Genomic DNA, 15,334 nt, shown 5'->3' on the forward strand with positions numbered 1-15,334 from the left:
GCGCCCAGCTTCACGAGCACCTGGGCGGCGACGCCCTCGCCCTCGCGGATCAGGCCGAGCAGGATGTGCTCGGTGCCGATGTAGTTGTGGCCGAGCTGCAGGGCCTCGCGGAGGCTGAGCTCGAGCACCTTCTTGGCGCGCGGAGTGAACGGGATGTGACCGGTCGGCTGCTGCTGGCCCTGGCCGATGATGTCCTGGACCTGCTCGCGGACGGCATCCAGCGAGATGCCGAGCGACTCGAGCGCCTTCGCTGCCACCCCCTCGCCCTCGTGGATGAGGCCGAGCAGGATGTGCTCGGTTCCGATGTAGTTGTGGTTGAGCATCTTGGCCTCTTCCTGGGCCAAGACGACCACCCGGCGGGCTCGGTCGGTGAATCTCTCGAACATGTCTACTCCTCGCGACACCGTTGCAGGGTCGGCGCCGATACAAAGAGAGTAACCACCGGTTCCCGTCCGTACCGCCTCTGTTCGCCGTGGGCGTGACCCGGGTTGCGCTCCGGCTCGCCATCTGCAATCGTATCGAATGTCGATATTAACGAAATTCGATATGGAGATGTCATGACGAACACCGCAACCGAATTCCGCACCTCGACGGGCGACCGTATGTCCATCGTCGCCTTCATGGCGGCGGGGATCCTGCTCGCCGGCTGGTCGGTCGCCCAATCGGTGACGACCATCGTCCAGGCCGCGACGAACCGGGACGTTCGCGTGCTCGCGGACTTCTCGGGGACGATCGGCCAGGCCCCGATCGGCCAGGGCGGCGCCATGCGCGACGTGGAGCTGGTCAGCGCCTGGGTGACCGCGCCGCAGCTGCCCCTCGCGTCGTTCGGCGCGCTGATGGCACGCGAACTGATCTCTTCGGCCGCCACGGTCGCGATCGTCGGCTGCCTCGTCTGGCTCGCCGCCAACGTGCTCCGCGGACGCTTGTTCTCGCGCACGAACACGACACTGGTCGCCGCGGTCTCGATCGGCGGGCTGGTGACGTGGGCGGCGATCGCCCTGCTGAACACCATGGTCGCCAACGGCGCCTTCGCACGGATCAGCGGCCGCGAGTTCGACAATCCGGTCATGTCCATCCCGCTGATGCCGCTGCTGCTGCTCGCGTTCGCGGCGTCCATCGTCGTCACGGCGTTCACCGTCGGCGACCGGATGCGACGCGACACCGAGGGTCTGGTCTGATGGGCGACGAGGAGTCCGGCGTCCACTGCCGCCTCGACGAGCTGCTCGCCGAACGCGGGATGACCGTGGTGCGGCTCTCGGAGCTGGTCGGGGTGAGCGTCGTGAACCTCTCCGTGCTCAAGAACGACCGTGCCAAGGCGATCCGCTTCTCCACGCTCGTGGCGATCTGCCGCGCTCTCGAGTGCGAGATCGGCGACCTCCTCGTGCTCACACCCGAGGGGTGAGCCGTGACCGGTCGCGACACGCCGCGTCGAGACGAGCGTGACGGCGTGTCACGACCGCTCGTGGCCGGGCAGCGTGCGTCAGCCGGGCAGCGTGCGTCGGCCGGGCCGGCGGACGCGCAGGGCTAGCATGCGGCCCATGACCATCAGACTGGAGAACGTCGGCATCGCCGTGCGCGACATCGACGAGGCCATCGCCTTCTTCACCGACCTCGGCCTCACCGTGCTCGGCAGGGACACGATCAGCGGCGAATGGGCGGACACCGCGGTCGGGCTGGACGGCAACCACGCCAAGATCGCGGTGCTGCAGACCCCGGACGGCGGCGGGCAGCTGGAGCTGTTCGAGTACCTCCACCCGGACGCCATCGAGACCGAGCCGACGCTGCCGAACGAGATCGGGATGCACCGGGTCGCCTTCTCCGTCGACGACATCGACGAGGCGCTCGCGATCGCGGCCAGGCACGGCTGCCACCCGCTGCGCGGGGTCGCGACGTACGGCGACGTCTACAAGCTGACCTACCTGCGCGGGCCGAGCGGCATCCTGGTGATGCTCGCCCAGTCGCTGCAGGACTGAGGCCGGCCTCAGCCCGGCAGGCCGGGGAGCGTCAGGTCGCCGCTCGGCAGCACGATCGTCACGTCCGACGTGATGGTCACGCCCTTCGGGGTCGCGAACACCGTGGTGTGCGGCGAGTAGTCCTTGGTGCAGACGCCGCCCGGCGCCGGCGCGAGCGTCGCCTCCACCTGGTTGCTCTGCGCGACGCGGATGGACTGCACCTTCGGCGGGCACGTCGAGCTGCCGTAGAGCACGATGCCGAACTGGTCGCCGTCCTGCAGCCAGGTGGCCCAGGACGCTCCGCCCGCGCTGCTGGGGGGAGCCTCGACGCCCTTCGGCTCGCCCGCGTAGTCCTCCAGCGGCTTGGTCTGCGACGGCGTGCAGCCGGTCAGCAGCAGGGCCAGCGCCACGGCGGCGGTGGCGGACAGGGGGCGGGCGGCGCGGGTCACGGGACCATTCTAGGAACGCGGCCCTCGCGCATCCTGACGGCGTCCTAGGATGCCGCTATGAGCAACCTGGAGCGCGATCCTGCGGAGGTCATCGTCGGCGACGACGTGGTGGTGGCGGACGCCGGCGTGGAGATCCTGGAGCCGCGCGAGGTGCCGCTCGGCGGGCCGCGCGCCATGACCGTCCGCCGCACGCTGCCGCAGCGGAAGCGGTCGCTGATCGGCGGCTGGTGCTTCATCGACCACTACGGCCCCGACGACGTCGCTGCCACCGGCGGGATGCGCGTACCGCCGCACCCGCACACCGGGCTGCAGACGGTCTCCTGGCTGTTCGAGGGCGAGATCGAGCACAGGGACAGCGTCGGCAGCCACGCGCTGGTGCGGCCGGGCGAGCTCAACCTGATGACAGCCGGGCGCGGCATCAGCCACTCGGAGGTGTCGACGCCGGGCACCGAGCGCCTGCACGGCGTCCAGCTCTGGGTCGCGCTGCCGAGCGCCTCCCGCGACGTCGCGCCGTTCTTCGAGCACCACGCGCCGTCCCCGGCGACGCTCGGTGCGGCGAGCGTGCGCACGTTCGTCGGCGCGCTGGCGGCGTCGGGGACGGACGCGACGGTGTTCTCCCCGCTCGTCGGGGCCGAGGTGCTGCTGCCGGCGGGCGCGAGCGTCGAGCTGCCGCTCGACACCGCCTTCGAGCACGGGATCCTGGTGGACGCGGGCGAGGTCACGATCGCCGGGACGCCTGTCCCGCGTGCGCACCTGGCCTACCTCTGCCCCGGCCGCGAGGCGGTGCGCGTGACGGCCTCCGGGGCCTCGGACGCGCGCCTCGTGCTGCTCGGCGGCGAGCCGCTCGGCGAGGAGATCGTGATGTGGTGGAACTTCATCGGCCGCAGTCACGAGGACGTCGTCGCCGCGCGCGCCGAGTGGCAGCGCGACGTGATCGACGCCGAGGACCCCGCCGGCCGCTTCGGCACCGTCGCGGGCTACGCCGGCGCTCCGCTCCCGGCTCCCGCACTCCCCACCGTCCGCCTCAAGCCCCGCTCCTGACACGCCCGCGACGGCGCGCTCTACTGCAGGGCGGAGGTGAGGCGGGCGAGGTTGTCCAGGACCGTGGAGCGGAGGGGCTGGCGCATCCACTCGTCGAGGGTCAGCTCGCGACTGTCCCTGCGGTAGCCGTCCTCGACCGCGCGCATCGCCTCCACGAACGATCGGCCGCGCACCATCAGCGAGACCTCCATGTTCAGCTGGAACGAGCGCATGTCCATGTTGCTCGACCCGATCACCGCGACGTCGTCGTCGATCGTGAAGTGCTTGGCGTGCAGGATGTACGGCGCCTTGTACATCCAGATCCGCACGCCGGCGCGCAGCAGCACCTCGTAGTACGAGCGCTGCGCGTGGTAGACGAGGGCCTGGTCGCCGATCTCGGACACGAACAGGTCCACCGCGATGCCGCGCTGGGTCGCGGTCGTGATCGCGGTGAGCATCGACTCGTCCGGCACGAAGTAGGGGGAGGTGATGACGATGCGCTCCTGCGCGTAGTAGAGCAGCGCGAGGAACAGCCGGAGGTTGTTCTCGCCGGCGAACCCCGGTCCGGACGGCACGACCTGCGCATCCAGCTCCTCGGGGTCGATGTCGTCCGTGATCGGCTCGGTCTCGCGGCGCAGCAGCTCGTCCGTCTCCGAGTACCAGTCGGTGATGAAGATCGCGTTCAGACCGGCGACGATCGGTCCCTCCAGCCGGACGATGAGCTCCTTCCACTTGAGCCCGCGCCGGATGTTCGACTTCTTGTTGTAGCTGCGGTCGATCACGTTCTGCGAGCCCATGAACGCCACCCGGCCGTCCACGATCAGCAGCTTGCGGTGGTTGCGCAGGTCCGGCCGCTGGTACTTGCCCTGGAACGGCAGGACCGGCAGCATCAGGTGCCACTTCGCGCCCATCGCGGTCAGCCGTGCGATCGTGCGCTTGTAGTCGGGGGTGCGCCGGGAGGCGATGTGGTCGAGCAGCACCCGGACGACGACGCCGCGCTTGACCGCCGCCTCCATCGCGTCGAAGAACGGCTTGGTCGTCGCGTCGAGCGTGAGGATGTAGAACTCGACGTGCACGTACCGGCGGGCGGCGTCGATCTCCGCGGTCATCGCGGCGAGGGAGGCGGCGTAGTCGCCGTTCAGCGTCGCCCGGTTGCCGCCGACCAGCGGCATCGCGCCGAGGTTCCGGTTGAGCGAGACGACGGACTCCAGCCACGGCGGCCACGGGTGGTCGCGCCGGACGCGCTCGATGCCCTCCGTGCTGTCGATGATGAACCGGTTGATCTCGTCCTGCTTCGCCCGTCGCGACTTCGGCAGCTTGTAGGAGCCGATCAGCAGGAAGAACAGGACGCCGATGTACGGGATGAAGAAGATCGCGAGCAGCCAGGCGGTCGCGGAGGTGGGCTTGCGGTTCCGCGGTACCACGATGATCGCGATGACACGGATGACGAAGTCGACGAGGAGCAGGAAGACCACGATGGCCGTGGTCATGAATCCTGCGTCCAATGCGCCCTCCGCTGCCGTCCGGATCGGGGACGGCGGCTCCCGCCCACAGAGCTACCGTAGCGAAGCGGGCGAGTCCTGGGCAGCACCGCCTCGCGGACCGGGTGCCGCGGGACGCGCGGCGGCTGCGGTCAGGCCTTGGGCGCGAGCCCGCGGCGGGCGCGCTCCTCGGCCTCCATGCGGGCGTACACCTTCCGCTCGGTGCGGTCGGCGTGCACGATCTTGCGCATGATCAGCCAGAAGATCAGGCCGACCAGTACGGTCGGGGCGAGCGACCAGACGATTCCGCCGATGATTTCACCCATAGCGGGATAATGGTAACCCGCCCACCTGGGAACGGAGTCCCCTCACGCCCCCTCTCGCCGTCGCCCTCAGCACCTGGTCGTTCGACCCCGCCGCCGCCGTCCTGCTCGTCGCGGCGGCCGCGCTCTACCTGATCGGCGTCGCCCGGCTGCGCGCGCACGGCCATCGCTGGCCGCTGCGGCTGACCGCGGCGTTCCTGCTGCTCGGGCTCGGCTCGTACGCCGTCGTCTCGTTCGGTTTCCTCGGCGCGGAGAGCACCGACCTGCGCTGGGCGTTCACGACGCGGATCGCGCTCCTGCTGTTCGTGGTCCCCGGGCTCGTGAGCCTGGGGCGCCCGGTCGCTCTCGCGCGCGTCGCGCTCGGCACTGCCGGGCGGGAGCGCGCCGACCGCTTCCTGCGCTCCCGGCCGGTGAAGCTGTTCGGCAACGCGATCTTCGCGACGGCGTTCGCGTGCGTCGCGTTCATGATCTTCCTGACGCCGGTCGCGGCCATCCTGCGGGACAGCCCGTGGTCGGAGTGGACCATCTCGGTGCTGGTGCCGATCGCGGGCCTCGTGATGGTGCTGCCGATCGCGGCGCACTCGGTGGTCCGCACGAGCTTCTTCATCACGGTCGAGTTCCTGCTCGCGTTCGTCGCGATGATCCTGGACGCGATCCCCGGGCTGCTGCTGCGCCTGAACGACGGCGTCCTCGACCACGCCCCGGCGATCATCGGCAGGATGCCGTTCTGGTTCCCGACGGCGCTGCACGACCAGCACCTCTCCGGCGACCTGCTGTGGTTCATCGCCGAGATCGCCGACGTGCCGGTGCTGATCATCCTGTTCGTCCGCTGGATGCGCCTGGACCGGCGCGAGGGCAAGCAGCTGGACGAGCTCAGCGACGAGGAGATGGCGGCGCTCACCCGCGCCCACCTCGAACGCCGGGGCTGACGCGGGCGGCCGCGCTACTTCACGAGCGGGAACAGGATGGTCTCGCGGATGCCGAGGCCGGTCAGCGCCATCAGCAGGCGGTCGATGCCCATGCCCATGCCGCCGGTGGGCGGCATGCCGAACTCGAGCGCGCGGAGGAACTCCTCGTCCAGGCGCATCGCCTCGTCGTCGCCGGCGGCCGCGAGGCGCGCCTGCTCCACGAAGCGCTCGCGCTGCACGACCGGGTCCACCAGCTCGGAGTAGCCGGTCGCCAGCTCGAAGCCGCGCGTGTACAGGTCCCACTTCTCCACGACGCCCTCGCGCGAGCGGTGCGCGCGCACGAGCGGGCTGGTGTCCACCGGGAAGTCCATCACGAACGTGGGACGCACGAGGCCGGACTTCACGTGGTGCTCCCAGAGCTCCTCCACGTACTTGCCCGGCAGCGGGTGCTCGATCTCGATGCCGGCGTCCGCGGCGAGCGCGCGCAGCCGCTCGATGGGCGTCTGCGGGGTGATCTCCTCGCCGATCGCCTCGGAGAGCGAGTCGTACATCCGGATGCGGTCCCAGTCGCCGCCGAGGTCGTACGCGGTGCCGTCCGCCCAGGTGACCACGTGCGAGCCGGACACCGCGATCGCGGCGTTCTGGATGAGCTTCTGGGTGAGGTCGGCGATCGAGTTGTAGTCGCCGTAGGCCTGGTACGCCTCGAGCATGGCGAACTCCGGCGAGTGCGTGGAGTCCGCGCCCTCGTTGCGGAAGTTGCGGTTGATCTCGAACACCCGGTCGATGCCGCCGACGACGGCGCGCTTGAGGTACAGCTCGGGCGCGATGCGCAGGTACAGCTCGGTGTCGAACGCGTTGGAGTGCGTGACGAACGGGCGGGCCGAGGCGCCGCCGTGCATCACCTGCAGCATCGGCGTCTCCACCTCGACGAACCGCTCGTCGGCGAAGGTCTTCCGCAGGCTCGCGACCGCGGCGGCGCGGTCGAGCACGGTCTTGCGCGCCTGGTCACGGGCGATCAGGTCGAGGTAGCGCGAGCGGACGCGCGTCTCCTCGCTCAGCTCGTTGTGCAGGTTCGGGAGGGGCAGCAGCGCCTTGGCCGCGATCTCCCAGCCGCGCACCATTATCGACAGCTCGCCGCGGCGGCTGGAGATGACCTCGCCGGAGACGAACACGTGGTCGCCGAGGTCCACGAACTCCTTCCAGCGGGCCAGCGACTCCTCGCCGACCTCGGCGAGGGAGACCATCGCCTGGATGCGCGAGCCGTCGCCGGACTGCAGCGCGGCGAAGCACAGCTTGCCGGTGTTGCGCAGGTGCACGACGCGTCCCGCGACGCCGACCGTCTCACCGGACGCCTCGTCGGCCGCCAGGTGCCCCCACGCCTCGCGCACAGCCGGAATGGTGGTGGTGACCGGAACCTGGACCGGGTACGCGCCGCCGCCCGCGTCGTCCGCGGCGGCGATGAGCCGCTCGCGCTTGCCGAGCCGGACCGCCTTCTGCTCGCTGATCTCCTCGTCGGTGAGCTCGGGGGAGGTGGGAGGCGCTTCGGTCATTGTGGTCTTCCGTTTCGGCGGGTGCTGGCGTGGGTCAGGGGAGCGTGATCCGCTCGTTGTCGATCAGGCGCGTCCCTCCGACGCGGGCGGCGATCAGCATGAGCGCGGGGCCCGTGTGGTCGGCCGCGGCCTCCCGGAAGGTGTCCGGATCGACGATCACGAGATAGTCCAGCTTAACGACTGGCTCGGCCTGCACGCGCGCCAGGGCGGCGGCCCTGGCCGCCTCGACCCCGTCCGGCGCGGCGGCGGCGCCGGCGGCGAGCGCAGCGGAGAGGGCGAGCGCGGCGGTCCGCTCCTCGCGGTCCAGGTAGCGGTTGCGGCTGGAGAGCGCGAGGCCGTCCGGCTCGCGGACGGTGTCGACGACGGCGATCGTGACCGGCAGGTTCAGGTCCTCGACCATCCGGCCGACCAGGTGCACCTGCTGCGCATCCTTCTGGCCGAAGACCGCGACGTCGGGCTGGACGATGTTGAACAGCTTGGAGACGACGGTCAGCATCCCGTCGAAGTGGCCGGGACGGGACGCGCCTTCGTAGAGGCCGCCGACCTCGCCCGCGGTGACCCGCGTGGACGACGCGCCCTGCGGGTACATCTCGGCGGCGGTCGGGGCGAACACCAGGTCGGCGAGGCCCTCCAGCGCCGCCACGTCCGCGTCCAGCGTGCGCGGGTAGCGGTCGAGGTCCTCGTTCGGGCCGAACTGCAAGGGGTTCACGAAGATCGAGACGACGACGAGGCCGCCGAGGTCCCTGGCGCGCGCGGCGAGGCCGAGGTGGCCGGCGTGCAGCGCGCCCATCGTCGGCACCAGCACCACGCGTCCCGCCGGAGCGTCGGCCGGTCCGTCGAGCGCCGCCGACCGGCGGGCGGCGCTCACGCGCTCCCGCAGCTCGGCGATGGTGGTCACGACCTCGGGCATCTGGGTCCTCTCGCTGGGGGCGGCCTCGGAGGGAGGCCACGGACCAGGCTACTCGCCGCGCAGGTACCAGCCGTGCGGGTCGTCGCCGTCCTCGTCCTCGCCGAGCGCGTCGAGCACGTCGCCCACATCCAGCCGCCCCGTCGCGCCCGCGCGCGTGAGCGCGTTGTCGACGGCGGAGCGGACGAGGGAGCTGAGGAACGAGCCGGGGTTCTCGACGCCGATGCCGGCGAGGATGCCCGTCGACTGCTCCACGATCGAGCGCGAGAACGCTGTCGCGGTGGCGATCGCCTCCGCGTACGCCGCGCGGTCCTTCTCCTCCACGACCACCGGCTCGCCGCCCATCTCCACCACGAGCGCCTGCGCGATCGGCAGCACGGGGGCGGGCGCGGTCACCGCGAAGTAGCTCTCTGCGAGCCGGGCGAGGTCGAGGCTGGTCCCGGTGAACTCCAGGGCCGGGTGCACGGCGAGCGGAATCGCGCCCGCCGCCGCCGCGGGCTGCAGCACGCCGATCCCGTGCCCGGGGGCGGTGTGCAGCACGATCTGGCCGGGCTGCCAGGTGCCGGTCGCGGCGAGGCCGGAGACGAGCCCTGGCAGCTCGGCGTCCGGCACGGCGACGATGACCAGCTCGCTGCGCTCGACCAGGGTCGGCACGTCGAGGATCGGTGCCTGCGGGAGCAGGGCCTCCGCACGCTCCCTGCTCGCCTCGGACACGGCGGAGATGCCGACGACGGCGTGCCCGGCTCCGGCGAGCGCCGCTCCCAGCACGGGGCCGACGTGCCCGGCGCCGACGACGCCGAGCCCGAGCCGTCCGGATCGGCGGGGCGGTGTGCTCACGAGGACTCCTCCGTCGGTTCGGGGTGGGACGCCGGCCTCGGCGCACCCCAGCGGTGGCTGCGGTCCGACGCTGCGGCCTGCACCGCGCGCGCCGAGACGGTCTCGAACAGCCGGACGCCGGTGGCGGCGTCGATCGCGCCGAGCCGCGGCCGGACCGGACCGCTGACCGTGTGGAAGCGCGCCTCGGCCAGCCCGAGCATCCGCTCGATCGGGCCCTGCTCCAGCTCCAGGCTCTGCAGCCGGGCCAGCGGGACGACGGCGAGGCTGCGCCAGACGAACCCGCGCCGCAGCAGCACGGCGCCGTCGACCATCCGGAACCCGGTGCGCTGCCACGACAGCGGCCGCAGCCAGGCGGCGCGCTTCGGGCTGCCGGTGAAGTCGTCGCGCCCCCGGGAGGTCATCCCGGCTTCGATCGCGGCGCGGTGCTCGTCGGCCGCCGGGTCGCCCGCGGCGAACATCCCCGGCATCACCAGTGCGAGCACGCGCGCGACGTCGGCGGCGTCGCCGACCGGGAGCATCGTGGTGTTCGGCTGCCCCGCCGCGCCCTTCTCGCGCGAGTGCCCTGCCGTGTCGATGCGGATCTGCCACCAGCCGAACGGCCGCCAGAGCAGCGGCTGCAGCACCTCGACCGCGTGGATGCGGCCGGGCGGCAGCGTCTCGTTGGACGTGCTGAGCAGACCGAAGCCGACGCGGACACCGTCCGGGGTGCCCGCGATCGAGTAGCGCAGCGACTTGGTGAACCGGTTGATGTAGAAGCTCGCCGAGCCGATGAGGCCGGGCAGCACGACGATGAGCAGCCACGGCGCCCCGGCCGATGCCCCGTAGATCAGCAGTCCGACGATGACCAGCAGGAAGACGGTGAAGCCGCTGAGCAGCAGCGAGCCGAACAGCCGCAGCGGCGGGATCTTCACGACCGATTCCGGCGGGGCCGCGTTCGGGTCGAGCTCCGGCGCGAGGAAGTCGGTCACCCGCTGCGTGACGAACTCGCCCACCTGCCCGGCGCGGGTCTGCGGCGCCGCAGCGGACGGCGCGGCCGCCGCCTCCTCGGCGCGGACGCCGGAGGCCAGGCGCAGCACGTCCGAGCGCAGGCCGTCCGCGAGCACGGAGCCGAGGTAGGCCAGCTGCACGTTCGCGTCGTGCCCGGCAACCGAGATGTCCAGCTTCGCCGCGCCGAAGATCCGCGCCAGCAGTGGGCGCACGATGTTGATGCCCTGGATGCGGTCCAGCCGCGCCTTGCGCTGGGTGCGGAACAGGATGCCGCTGCGCACCTCCACGGCGTCGCCGGTGATCCGGAAGCTGTGCATCCGCCAGGACAGGTAGAACGCTCCGAGGCAGACCAGCAGCACGACCGCGAGCGCGAGCAGCGCCCAGCCCTCCCAGCCGCGGTTGTAGATCTCGTCGAGCGGGTCGCCGCCGAAGTCGGGGGCGCCGACGAAGAAGCTGACGATCCGCTCGCGCAGGTTGGAGAGCACGAACCCGAGCACCGCGATGAAGACGATGCCGCCGCGCAGCAGCGGGGTCGCCGGGTGCAGGCGGTGCCACTCGCCGTCGGTGAACCGCTCCGCTGCGCGCTCGGCGGGCGAGAGCGGGCCGCCGGGGAGCGCGCCGCCCGGGGTCGGTCCACCCGGCGTCGGCGTGCCGGTCACAGTCCCGCCCGGCGGCTCTCCGCCAGCTCGACGAGCCGGTCGCGGAGCGCCGCGGCCTCCGGCTCCGGAAGCCCCGGGACGACGACGCCGGTGGACGCGGCGGCCGTCACGAACTTGAGGTCGGCGAGGCCCAGCATCCGCCCGACCGGGCCGCGGGTGATGTCGATGAGCTGCATCCTGCCGTACGGCACGGAGACGAAGCGCTGGAACATGATGCCGCGACGGAACAGCAGGTCGTCGTCCCGCAGCCGGTAGCCGATCGACCGCGTCCGCCGCTGGGCGATGACGAGCGAGATCGCAGTGACGACGGCCACGACCGCCAGCAGCAGCCATCCCCAGCTCCACCCGGCGACCAGCCAGAGGAACAGCGACGCCGCCGCCAGCACGATCCCGGTGGTCACCGTGCCGACGATCACGACCACCACATACTTCGGCGAGACCCGGTTCCACTCGCCGACCGCGAGGTCAATCCGATCGGGCATCGCCGGTCTCCTCCGAGTCCTTGTCGTCGGCGGGCGGCAGGGCGCAGAACGACTCGGCGACCAGCCCGGCGACGAGCAGGATGACGGCGCCCGCCAGTCCCAGGGCCGTGAGCAGCACGGCGTTCCCGGCCGGCAGGACGTCCCTGGTCAGCAGGTAGGCGAGGATGCCGGCGCCCGCACCGACCAGCAGCGCGCCGCTCAGGCTGCAGGCCTTGGCGAGCACGACGATCCTGGTCGCCTGGAACGGGTCGATGCGGCGCGAGCTGCGGCCGCGCACCGCGCGCCGGATCGGGACCGCGAACGCGACGATGATCACCGCGACCGCGACCAGCGTGATCGGGAGCGTGAGCGGCGGGATGAAGACGGCGAGGCCCATCCCGGCGGCGGCGAGCTCGCCGAGGAAGCCGACGACGAGGCCGACGACGCCGAGGCCGATCAGCGTGGTGGCGCGGGTGCGGTTCACCGTCCGCCCTCCCCCGCGTAGCGCGTGACGGGATCGCTCGCCTGCGCGGCGAGACCGGCGACGGGACCGCGGCCGGCGAGCACCGCCGCCGGGTCGACGTCGAGCCACGGCACCAGCACGAATGCGCGCTCGTGGGCGCGCGGATGCGGCAGTGTGACGCGCGGGTCGTCGGAGACCATCCCGTCGTAGTCGACGATGTCGATGTCGATGGTGCGGTCGCCCCAGCGCTCCTCGCGCACGCGGCCGAGGTCGTCCTCGACCCTGTTCACGAGCGCGAGCAGCGCGAGCGGGTCGAGCACGGTGCGGATCAGCGCGACGGCGTTCAGGTAGGCGGGCGCCTCCGCGGAGATGCCGTCCGGCTTGAGCGCCGGCGTCTCGTACAGCGGCGACACCGCGCCGAGCTCGACCCCGGCGTCGGCGCCGATCGCGTCCAGCGCTGCGCGGATGGTCGCCTGGCGGTCGCCGAGGTTGCTGCCGAACGCGAGCACGGCGGGCACGCCGACGCGCATCCGCTCGGGCCGCGCGGCGGTCACGACCGCCTCCGCAGGATGCGCACTGCGACGTCCTCGAACGGCTCCGGGATCGGGGCGTCCGGCTTGTGCACCGTCACCTCGACCGCGTCGACCGGCGGGTGCGCGAGCACGATGCCCGCGATCCGCTCGGCGACGGTCTCGATCAGGTCGACGGGGTCGCGGCGGACGGCGTCGGCGATCTCGACCGCCAGTTCGCCGTAGTGCACGGTGCGCGACAGGTCGTCGCCGGCGGCGGACGGCGACAGATCGAGCCACGCGGTCACGTCGATGAGGAAGTCCTGGCCGTTCTCGCGTTCGAAGTCGAAGACGCCGTGGTTGGCGCGCACGCGCAGCCCGGTGAGGATGAGGGTGTCGCCCCCGTGGCGTCCGTGGTCAGTCATCGGATCCAGCTTGCCATGCCCGCACGACATCCAGGGCGAGCCGCGTGGACGCCACATCGTGCACGCGCACCGCCCAGACCCCGGCCGTCGCGGCGAGGGCCGAGATGACAGCGGTCGGTGCGTCCCGGTCGGTGACCGGGGCGCCGTCGGGCAGCAGCGCGCCGAGGAAGCGCTTGCGGGAGGCGCCGATCAGCACGGGGTAACCGAGCGTCTCCACCTCGTGCAGCCCGGCGAGCACCTGCCAGTTGTGCGACGCGGTCTTGGAGAAGCCGAGGCCGGGGTCGAGTATGAGCTTGGCCGGGTCGACGCCCCGCTCCAGCAGGTCGGTGACACGCGCCGAGAGCTCGGAGCGCACCTCGGCGACGGTGTCGGTGTAGACCGCGTGCGAGTCGGCGGCGTCGAGCTGGCCGCGCCAGTGCATCACCACGTACTGCAGGCCGGTGTCCAGCACGGCGCCCGGCATCCCCGGGTCGGCGAGGCCGCCGGAGACGTCGTTGATGATCGCGGCGCCGGCATCCGCAGCCGCTCGCGCGGTCGAGCCGTTCATGGTGTCGACGCTGACCGTGACGCCCTGCTCGGCGAGCCGGCGGATGACGGGGACGACCCGCTCGCGCTCCTCGGCCGGGTCGACGCGGAGCGCGCCGGGACGGGTCGACTCGCCGCCGACGTCGATGATGTCCGCGCCCTGCTCGACCAGCAGAAGGGCGTGCTCGACGGCCGCGTCCGCCTCCAGCCAGAGGCCGCCGTCGCTGAACGAGTCCGGCGTCACGTTGAGGACGCCCATGATCAGGGTCACGCGATGCCTCGCCCGATCAGCGTCACCAGCTCGGCGCGCGCCGCAGGGTCGGCGAAGGCGCCCCTGGCGGCGATGGTCACGGTCGTCGCGTCCGTCTGCCGGGCGCCGCGGCTGGTCACGCAGCTGTGCGCCGCGTCCAGCACCACCAGGACTCCCCTGGCGTGCGCGCCGGACTCGACCGTGTCCGCGATCTGCTCCGTCAGCCGCTCCTGCAGCTGCGGGCGCGCGGCGAGCGTCTCGATGACGCGCGGGATGCGGCCGAGCCCCACCACCGTCTCGCCCGGCAGGTACGCGACGTGCGCGACGCCGAGGAACGGCAGCAGGTGGTGCTCGCACACCGAGCGGAACCGGATGTCGCGCAGGATGACCGTCTCGGCCGTTCCGCCCTCCAGCGGGACCGGGTCGCCCAGCTCGGCCGCGGCGTCCGCGCCGACGCCGGCGAAGAACTCCTCGTAGGCGTCGGCGACCCGGGACGGGGTCTGCCTCAGCCCCGGACGCGACGGATCCTCGCCGATGGCGGCGAGGATCTCGGCGACGGCCGCCTCGATGCGTGCGCGATCGAAACCGGTCATGCGGCGCGCGACCTAAGCGGTCGCCGGCCGCGGCTTGATGGCGGGCGAGCGCTTCGGCTTCGACGACGGCGGCTCGGAGTCGACGCCTCCGTCGACCGCACCGGCGTCGATCGGAGCCTTGGGAAACTCGATCGGGGGCAGGTCCGAGATCGGCCGCTTGTCGCTGGAAAGCCACTGCGGGCGCTCGTCCAGCTTCTTCACGTCGGCGAAGATCTCGGCGATCTGGTTGTGGTCGAGGGTCTCGTGCTCGAGCAGGGCCGCGGCGAGTCGGTCCAGGATCGCCCGGTTCTCGTTGAGCACCTCCCACGCCTCGTCGTGCGCCTTCTCGATGAGCTCGCGCACCTCGGAGTCGACGCGCTCGGCGATCCGCTCCGAGTAGTCGCGCTGGTGACCCATGTCGCGGCCGAGGAACATCTCGCCGTTCGCCTGGCCGAGCTTGACGGAGCCGATGTCGGCGCTCATGCCGTACTCGGTGACCATCTTGCGGGCGATCGACGTGGCCTTCTCGATGTCGTTGGAGGCGCCGGTGGTCGGGTCGTGGAAGACGATCTCCTCCGCGACGCGGCCGCCCATGGCGTACGTCAGCTGGTCGAGCAGCTCGTTGCGGGTGACCGAGTACTTGTCCTCCAGCGGCATCACCATCGTGTAGCCGAGGGCGCGACCGCGCGGAAGGATGGTGATCTTGGTCACCGGGTCGGTGTGCCGCATGGCCGCCGCCGCGAGCGCGTGTCCGCCCTCGTGGTAGGCCGTGATCAGCTTCTCCTGGTCCTTCATCACGCGCGTGCGCTTCTGCGGACCGGCGATCACGCGGTCGACGGCCTCGTCCAGGGCGCGGTTGTCGATCAGCTGCGCGTTGGAGCGCGCGGTGAGCAGAGCGGCCTCGTTGAGCACGTTCGCCAGGTCGGCGCCGGTGAAGCCGGGCGTCTTGCGGGCCAGCACCTCCAGGTCGACGGAGGCGGCGAGCGGCTTGCCGCGGCCGTGCACCTCGAGGATCTTCTTGCGGCCGAGCAGGTCGGGCGCGTCCACGCCGATCTG

The 15,334-nt window shown here is 71.9% G+C and carries 19 protein-coding genes and 1 pseudogene; 5 read left to right on the forward strand and 15 right to left on the reverse strand.

Going from position 1 to position 15,334, the window contains the following annotated elements; all coding sequences use genetic code 11:
- Positions 1-386: Clp protease N-terminal domain-containing protein (locus ACTHMF_RS06075; RefSeq protein ID WP_440316707.1), on the reverse strand; the 386-nt coding region annotated here is incomplete at its 3' end.
- A 171-nt stretch (positions 387-557) separates the two neighbouring features.
- Between ACTHMF_RS06075 and ACTHMF_RS06080 the strand changes: the two genes are divergently transcribed.
- The 3 genes from ACTHMF_RS06080 (at position 558) to ACTHMF_RS06090 (ending at position 1,973) form a co-directional block, all read left to right on the forward strand.
- Positions 558-1,178 (forward strand): hypothetical protein, encoded by a 621-nt coding sequence (locus ACTHMF_RS06080; RefSeq protein WP_440316708.1) that lies wholly within the window; start codon positions 558-560, stop codon positions 1,176-1,178.
- Positions 1,178-1,402: a helix-turn-helix domain-containing protein gene (locus ACTHMF_RS06085; protein WP_314146496.1), complete on the forward strand. Its 225-nt coding sequence runs from the start codon at positions 1,178-1,180 to the stop codon at positions 1,400-1,402. Before ACTHMF_RS06080 ends, ACTHMF_RS06085 begins: the two co-directional genes overlap by 1 nt.
- 136 nt (positions 1,403-1,538) lie before the next feature.
- Complete coding sequence (locus tag ACTHMF_RS06090; RefSeq protein WP_440316709.1) at positions 1,539-1,973, forward strand: VOC family protein; 435 nt, start codon at positions 1,539-1,541, stop codon at positions 1,971-1,973.
- A gap of 8 nt (positions 1,974-1,981) precedes the next feature.
- Here the strand turns inward: ACTHMF_RS06090 and ACTHMF_RS06095 are convergent, their stop codons facing one another.
- A complete protein-coding gene (locus tag ACTHMF_RS06095; RefSeq protein WP_440316710.1) occupies positions 1,982-2,401 on the reverse strand; it encodes a hypothetical protein in 420 nt (139 codons plus the stop codon).
- Positions 2,402-2,458: 57 nt separating this feature from the next.
- On the opposite strand from ACTHMF_RS06095, the gene ACTHMF_RS06100 reads away from it, so the two are divergent.
- Positions 2,459-3,442 carry a pirin family protein gene (locus tag ACTHMF_RS06100; protein WP_440316711.1) on the forward strand — a complete coding sequence of 328 codons (984 nt, stop codon included), beginning with the start codon at positions 2,459-2,461 and terminating at the stop codon, positions 3,440-3,442.
- 20 nt (positions 3,443-3,462) lie between these two features.
- On the opposite strand, the gene cls is transcribed toward ACTHMF_RS06100, so the two are convergent.
- The gene (gene cls / locus ACTHMF_RS06105; RefSeq protein WP_314146500.1) at positions 3,463-4,911 is read right to left on the reverse strand and encodes a cardiolipin synthase; all 1,449 of its coding nucleotides are present in this window, start codon (positions 4,909-4,911) and stop codon (positions 3,463-3,465) included.
- A gap of 143 nt (positions 4,912-5,054) precedes the next feature.
- Entirely contained in the window at positions 5,055-5,228 is a 174-nt protein-coding gene (locus ACTHMF_RS06110; RefSeq protein ID WP_314146501.1) for a hypothetical protein, read from the reverse strand.
- Positions 5,229-5,359: 131 nt separating this feature from the next.
- On the opposite strand from ACTHMF_RS06110, the gene ACTHMF_RS06115 reads away from it, so the two are divergent.
- Positions 5,360-6,154 carry a cytochrome c oxidase assembly protein gene (locus ACTHMF_RS06115; protein WP_440316719.1) on the forward strand — a complete coding sequence of 265 codons (795 nt, stop codon included), beginning with the start codon at positions 5,360-5,362 and terminating at the stop codon, positions 6,152-6,154.
- Between the two features lie 14 nt (positions 6,155-6,168).
- Here the strand turns inward: ACTHMF_RS06115 and lysS are convergent, their stop codons facing one another.
- The 11 genes and pseudogenes from lysS to ACTHMF_RS06170 all read right to left on the reverse strand — a co-directional run.
- Positions 6,169-7,683, reverse strand: coding sequence for a lysine--tRNA ligase (gene lysS, locus ACTHMF_RS06120; RefSeq protein WP_314146502.1), 1,515 nt, complete (start codon positions 7,681-7,683; stop codon positions 6,169-6,171).
- A gap of 34 nt (positions 7,684-7,717) precedes the next feature.
- Entirely contained in the window at positions 7,718-8,593 is an 876-nt protein-coding gene (gene panC, locus ACTHMF_RS06125) for a pantoate--beta-alanine ligase (protein ID WP_440316712.1), read from the reverse strand.
- Positions 8,594-8,641: 48 nt separating this feature from the next.
- Entirely contained in the window at positions 8,642-9,427 is a 786-nt protein-coding gene (locus ACTHMF_RS06130; RefSeq protein ID WP_440316713.1) for a DUF2520 domain-containing protein, read from the reverse strand.
- Positions 9,424-11,073, reverse strand: a complete 1,650-nt coding sequence (locus ACTHMF_RS06135) for a PH domain-containing protein (RefSeq protein WP_440316714.1) — start codon at positions 11,071-11,073, stop codon at positions 9,424-9,426. The genes ACTHMF_RS06130 and ACTHMF_RS06135 overlap by 4 nt, the downstream gene beginning before the upstream one ends.
- The gene (locus ACTHMF_RS06140; protein ID WP_314146506.1) at positions 11,070-11,555 is read right to left on the reverse strand and encodes a PH domain-containing protein; all 486 of its coding nucleotides are present in this window, start codon (positions 11,553-11,555) and stop codon (positions 11,070-11,072) included. Before ACTHMF_RS06140 ends, ACTHMF_RS06135 begins: the two co-directional genes overlap by 4 nt.
- Positions 11,539-12,018, reverse strand: a complete 480-nt coding sequence (locus ACTHMF_RS06145; RefSeq protein ID WP_440316715.1) for a DUF3180 domain-containing protein — start codon at positions 12,016-12,018, stop codon at positions 11,539-11,541. The genes ACTHMF_RS06140 and ACTHMF_RS06145 overlap by 17 nt, the downstream gene beginning before the upstream one ends.
- Positions 12,015-12,527 (reverse strand): 2-amino-4-hydroxy-6-hydroxymethyldihydropteridine diphosphokinase, encoded by a 513-nt coding sequence (gene folK / locus ACTHMF_RS06150; protein WP_440316720.1) that lies wholly within the window; start codon positions 12,525-12,527, stop codon positions 12,015-12,017. The genes ACTHMF_RS06145 and folK overlap by 4 nt, the downstream gene beginning before the upstream one ends.
- Positions 12,528-12,547: 20 nt before the next feature.
- Complete coding sequence (gene folB, locus ACTHMF_RS06155) at positions 12,548-12,931, reverse strand: dihydroneopterin aldolase (protein WP_440316716.1); 384 nt, start codon at positions 12,929-12,931, stop codon at positions 12,548-12,550.
- The gene (gene folP, locus ACTHMF_RS06160; RefSeq protein ID WP_440316717.1) at positions 12,924-13,727 is read right to left on the reverse strand and encodes a dihydropteroate synthase; all 804 of its coding nucleotides are present in this window, start codon (positions 13,725-13,727) and stop codon (positions 12,924-12,926) included. The genes folB and folP overlap by 8 nt, the downstream gene beginning before the upstream one ends.
- Positions 13,724-14,299: a GTP cyclohydrolase I FolE gene (gene folE, locus ACTHMF_RS06165; protein WP_440316718.1), complete on the reverse strand. Its 576-nt coding sequence runs from the start codon at positions 14,297-14,299 to the stop codon at positions 13,724-13,726. The genes folP and folE overlap by 4 nt, the downstream gene beginning before the upstream one ends.
- Positions 14,300-14,311: 12 nt before the next feature.
- A pseudogene (locus ACTHMF_RS06170) lies at positions 14,312-15,334 on the reverse strand (ATP-dependent zinc metalloprotease FtsH); the annotation flags it as partial.

It is taken from the genome of Leifsonia sp. (assembly GCF_051955155.1).
Lineage (GTDB): Bacteria > Actinomycetota > Actinomycetes > Actinomycetales > Microbacteriaceae > Leifsonia.

What these genes read in the sequence shown, in the direction of transcription:
- ACTHMF_RS06140 (WP_314146506.1), bottom strand. Translation starts at nt 11,555, where the DNA reads ATGCCCGATCGGATTGACCTCGCGGTCGGCGAGTGGAACCGGGTCTCG.
- folK (WP_440316720.1), bottom strand. Translation starts at nt 12,527, where the DNA reads ATGCGCGTCGGCGTGCCCGCCGTGCTCGCGTTCGGCAGCAACCTCGGC.
- ACTHMF_RS06110 (WP_314146501.1), bottom strand. Translation starts at nt 5,228, where the DNA reads ATGGGTGAAATCATCGGCGGAATCGTCTGGTCGCTCGCCCCGACCGTA.
- cls (WP_314146500.1), bottom strand. Translation starts at nt 4,911, where the DNA reads ATGACCACGGCCATCGTGGTCTTCCTGCTCCTCGTCGACTTCGTCATC.
- lysS (WP_314146502.1), bottom strand. Translation starts at nt 7,683, where the DNA reads ATGACCGAAGCGCCTCCCACCTCCCCCGAGCTCACCGACGAGGAGATC.
- panC (WP_440316712.1), bottom strand. Translation starts at nt 8,593, where the DNA reads ATGCCCGAGGTCGTGACCACCATCGCCGAGCTGCGGGAGCGCGTGAGC.
- folB (WP_440316716.1), bottom strand. Translation starts at nt 12,931, where the DNA reads ATGACTGACCACGGACGCCACGGGGGCGACACCCTCATCCTCACCGGG.
- folE (WP_440316718.1), bottom strand. Translation starts at nt 14,299, where the DNA reads ATGACCGGTTTCGATCGCGCACGCATCGAGGCGGCCGTCGCCGAGATC.
- ACTHMF_RS06090 (WP_440316709.1), top strand. Translation starts at nt 1,539, where the DNA reads ATGACCATCAGACTGGAGAACGTCGGCATCGCCGTGCGCGACATCGAC.
- ACTHMF_RS06080 (WP_440316708.1), top strand. Translation starts at nt 558, where the DNA reads ATGACGAACACCGCAACCGAATTCCGCACCTCGACGGGCGACCGTATG.
- ACTHMF_RS06100 (WP_440316711.1), top strand. Translation starts at nt 2,459, where the DNA reads ATGAGCAACCTGGAGCGCGATCCTGCGGAGGTCATCGTCGGCGACGAC.
- ACTHMF_RS06085 (WP_314146496.1), top strand. Translation starts at nt 1,178, where the DNA reads ATGGGCGACGAGGAGTCCGGCGTCCACTGCCGCCTCGACGAGCTGCTC.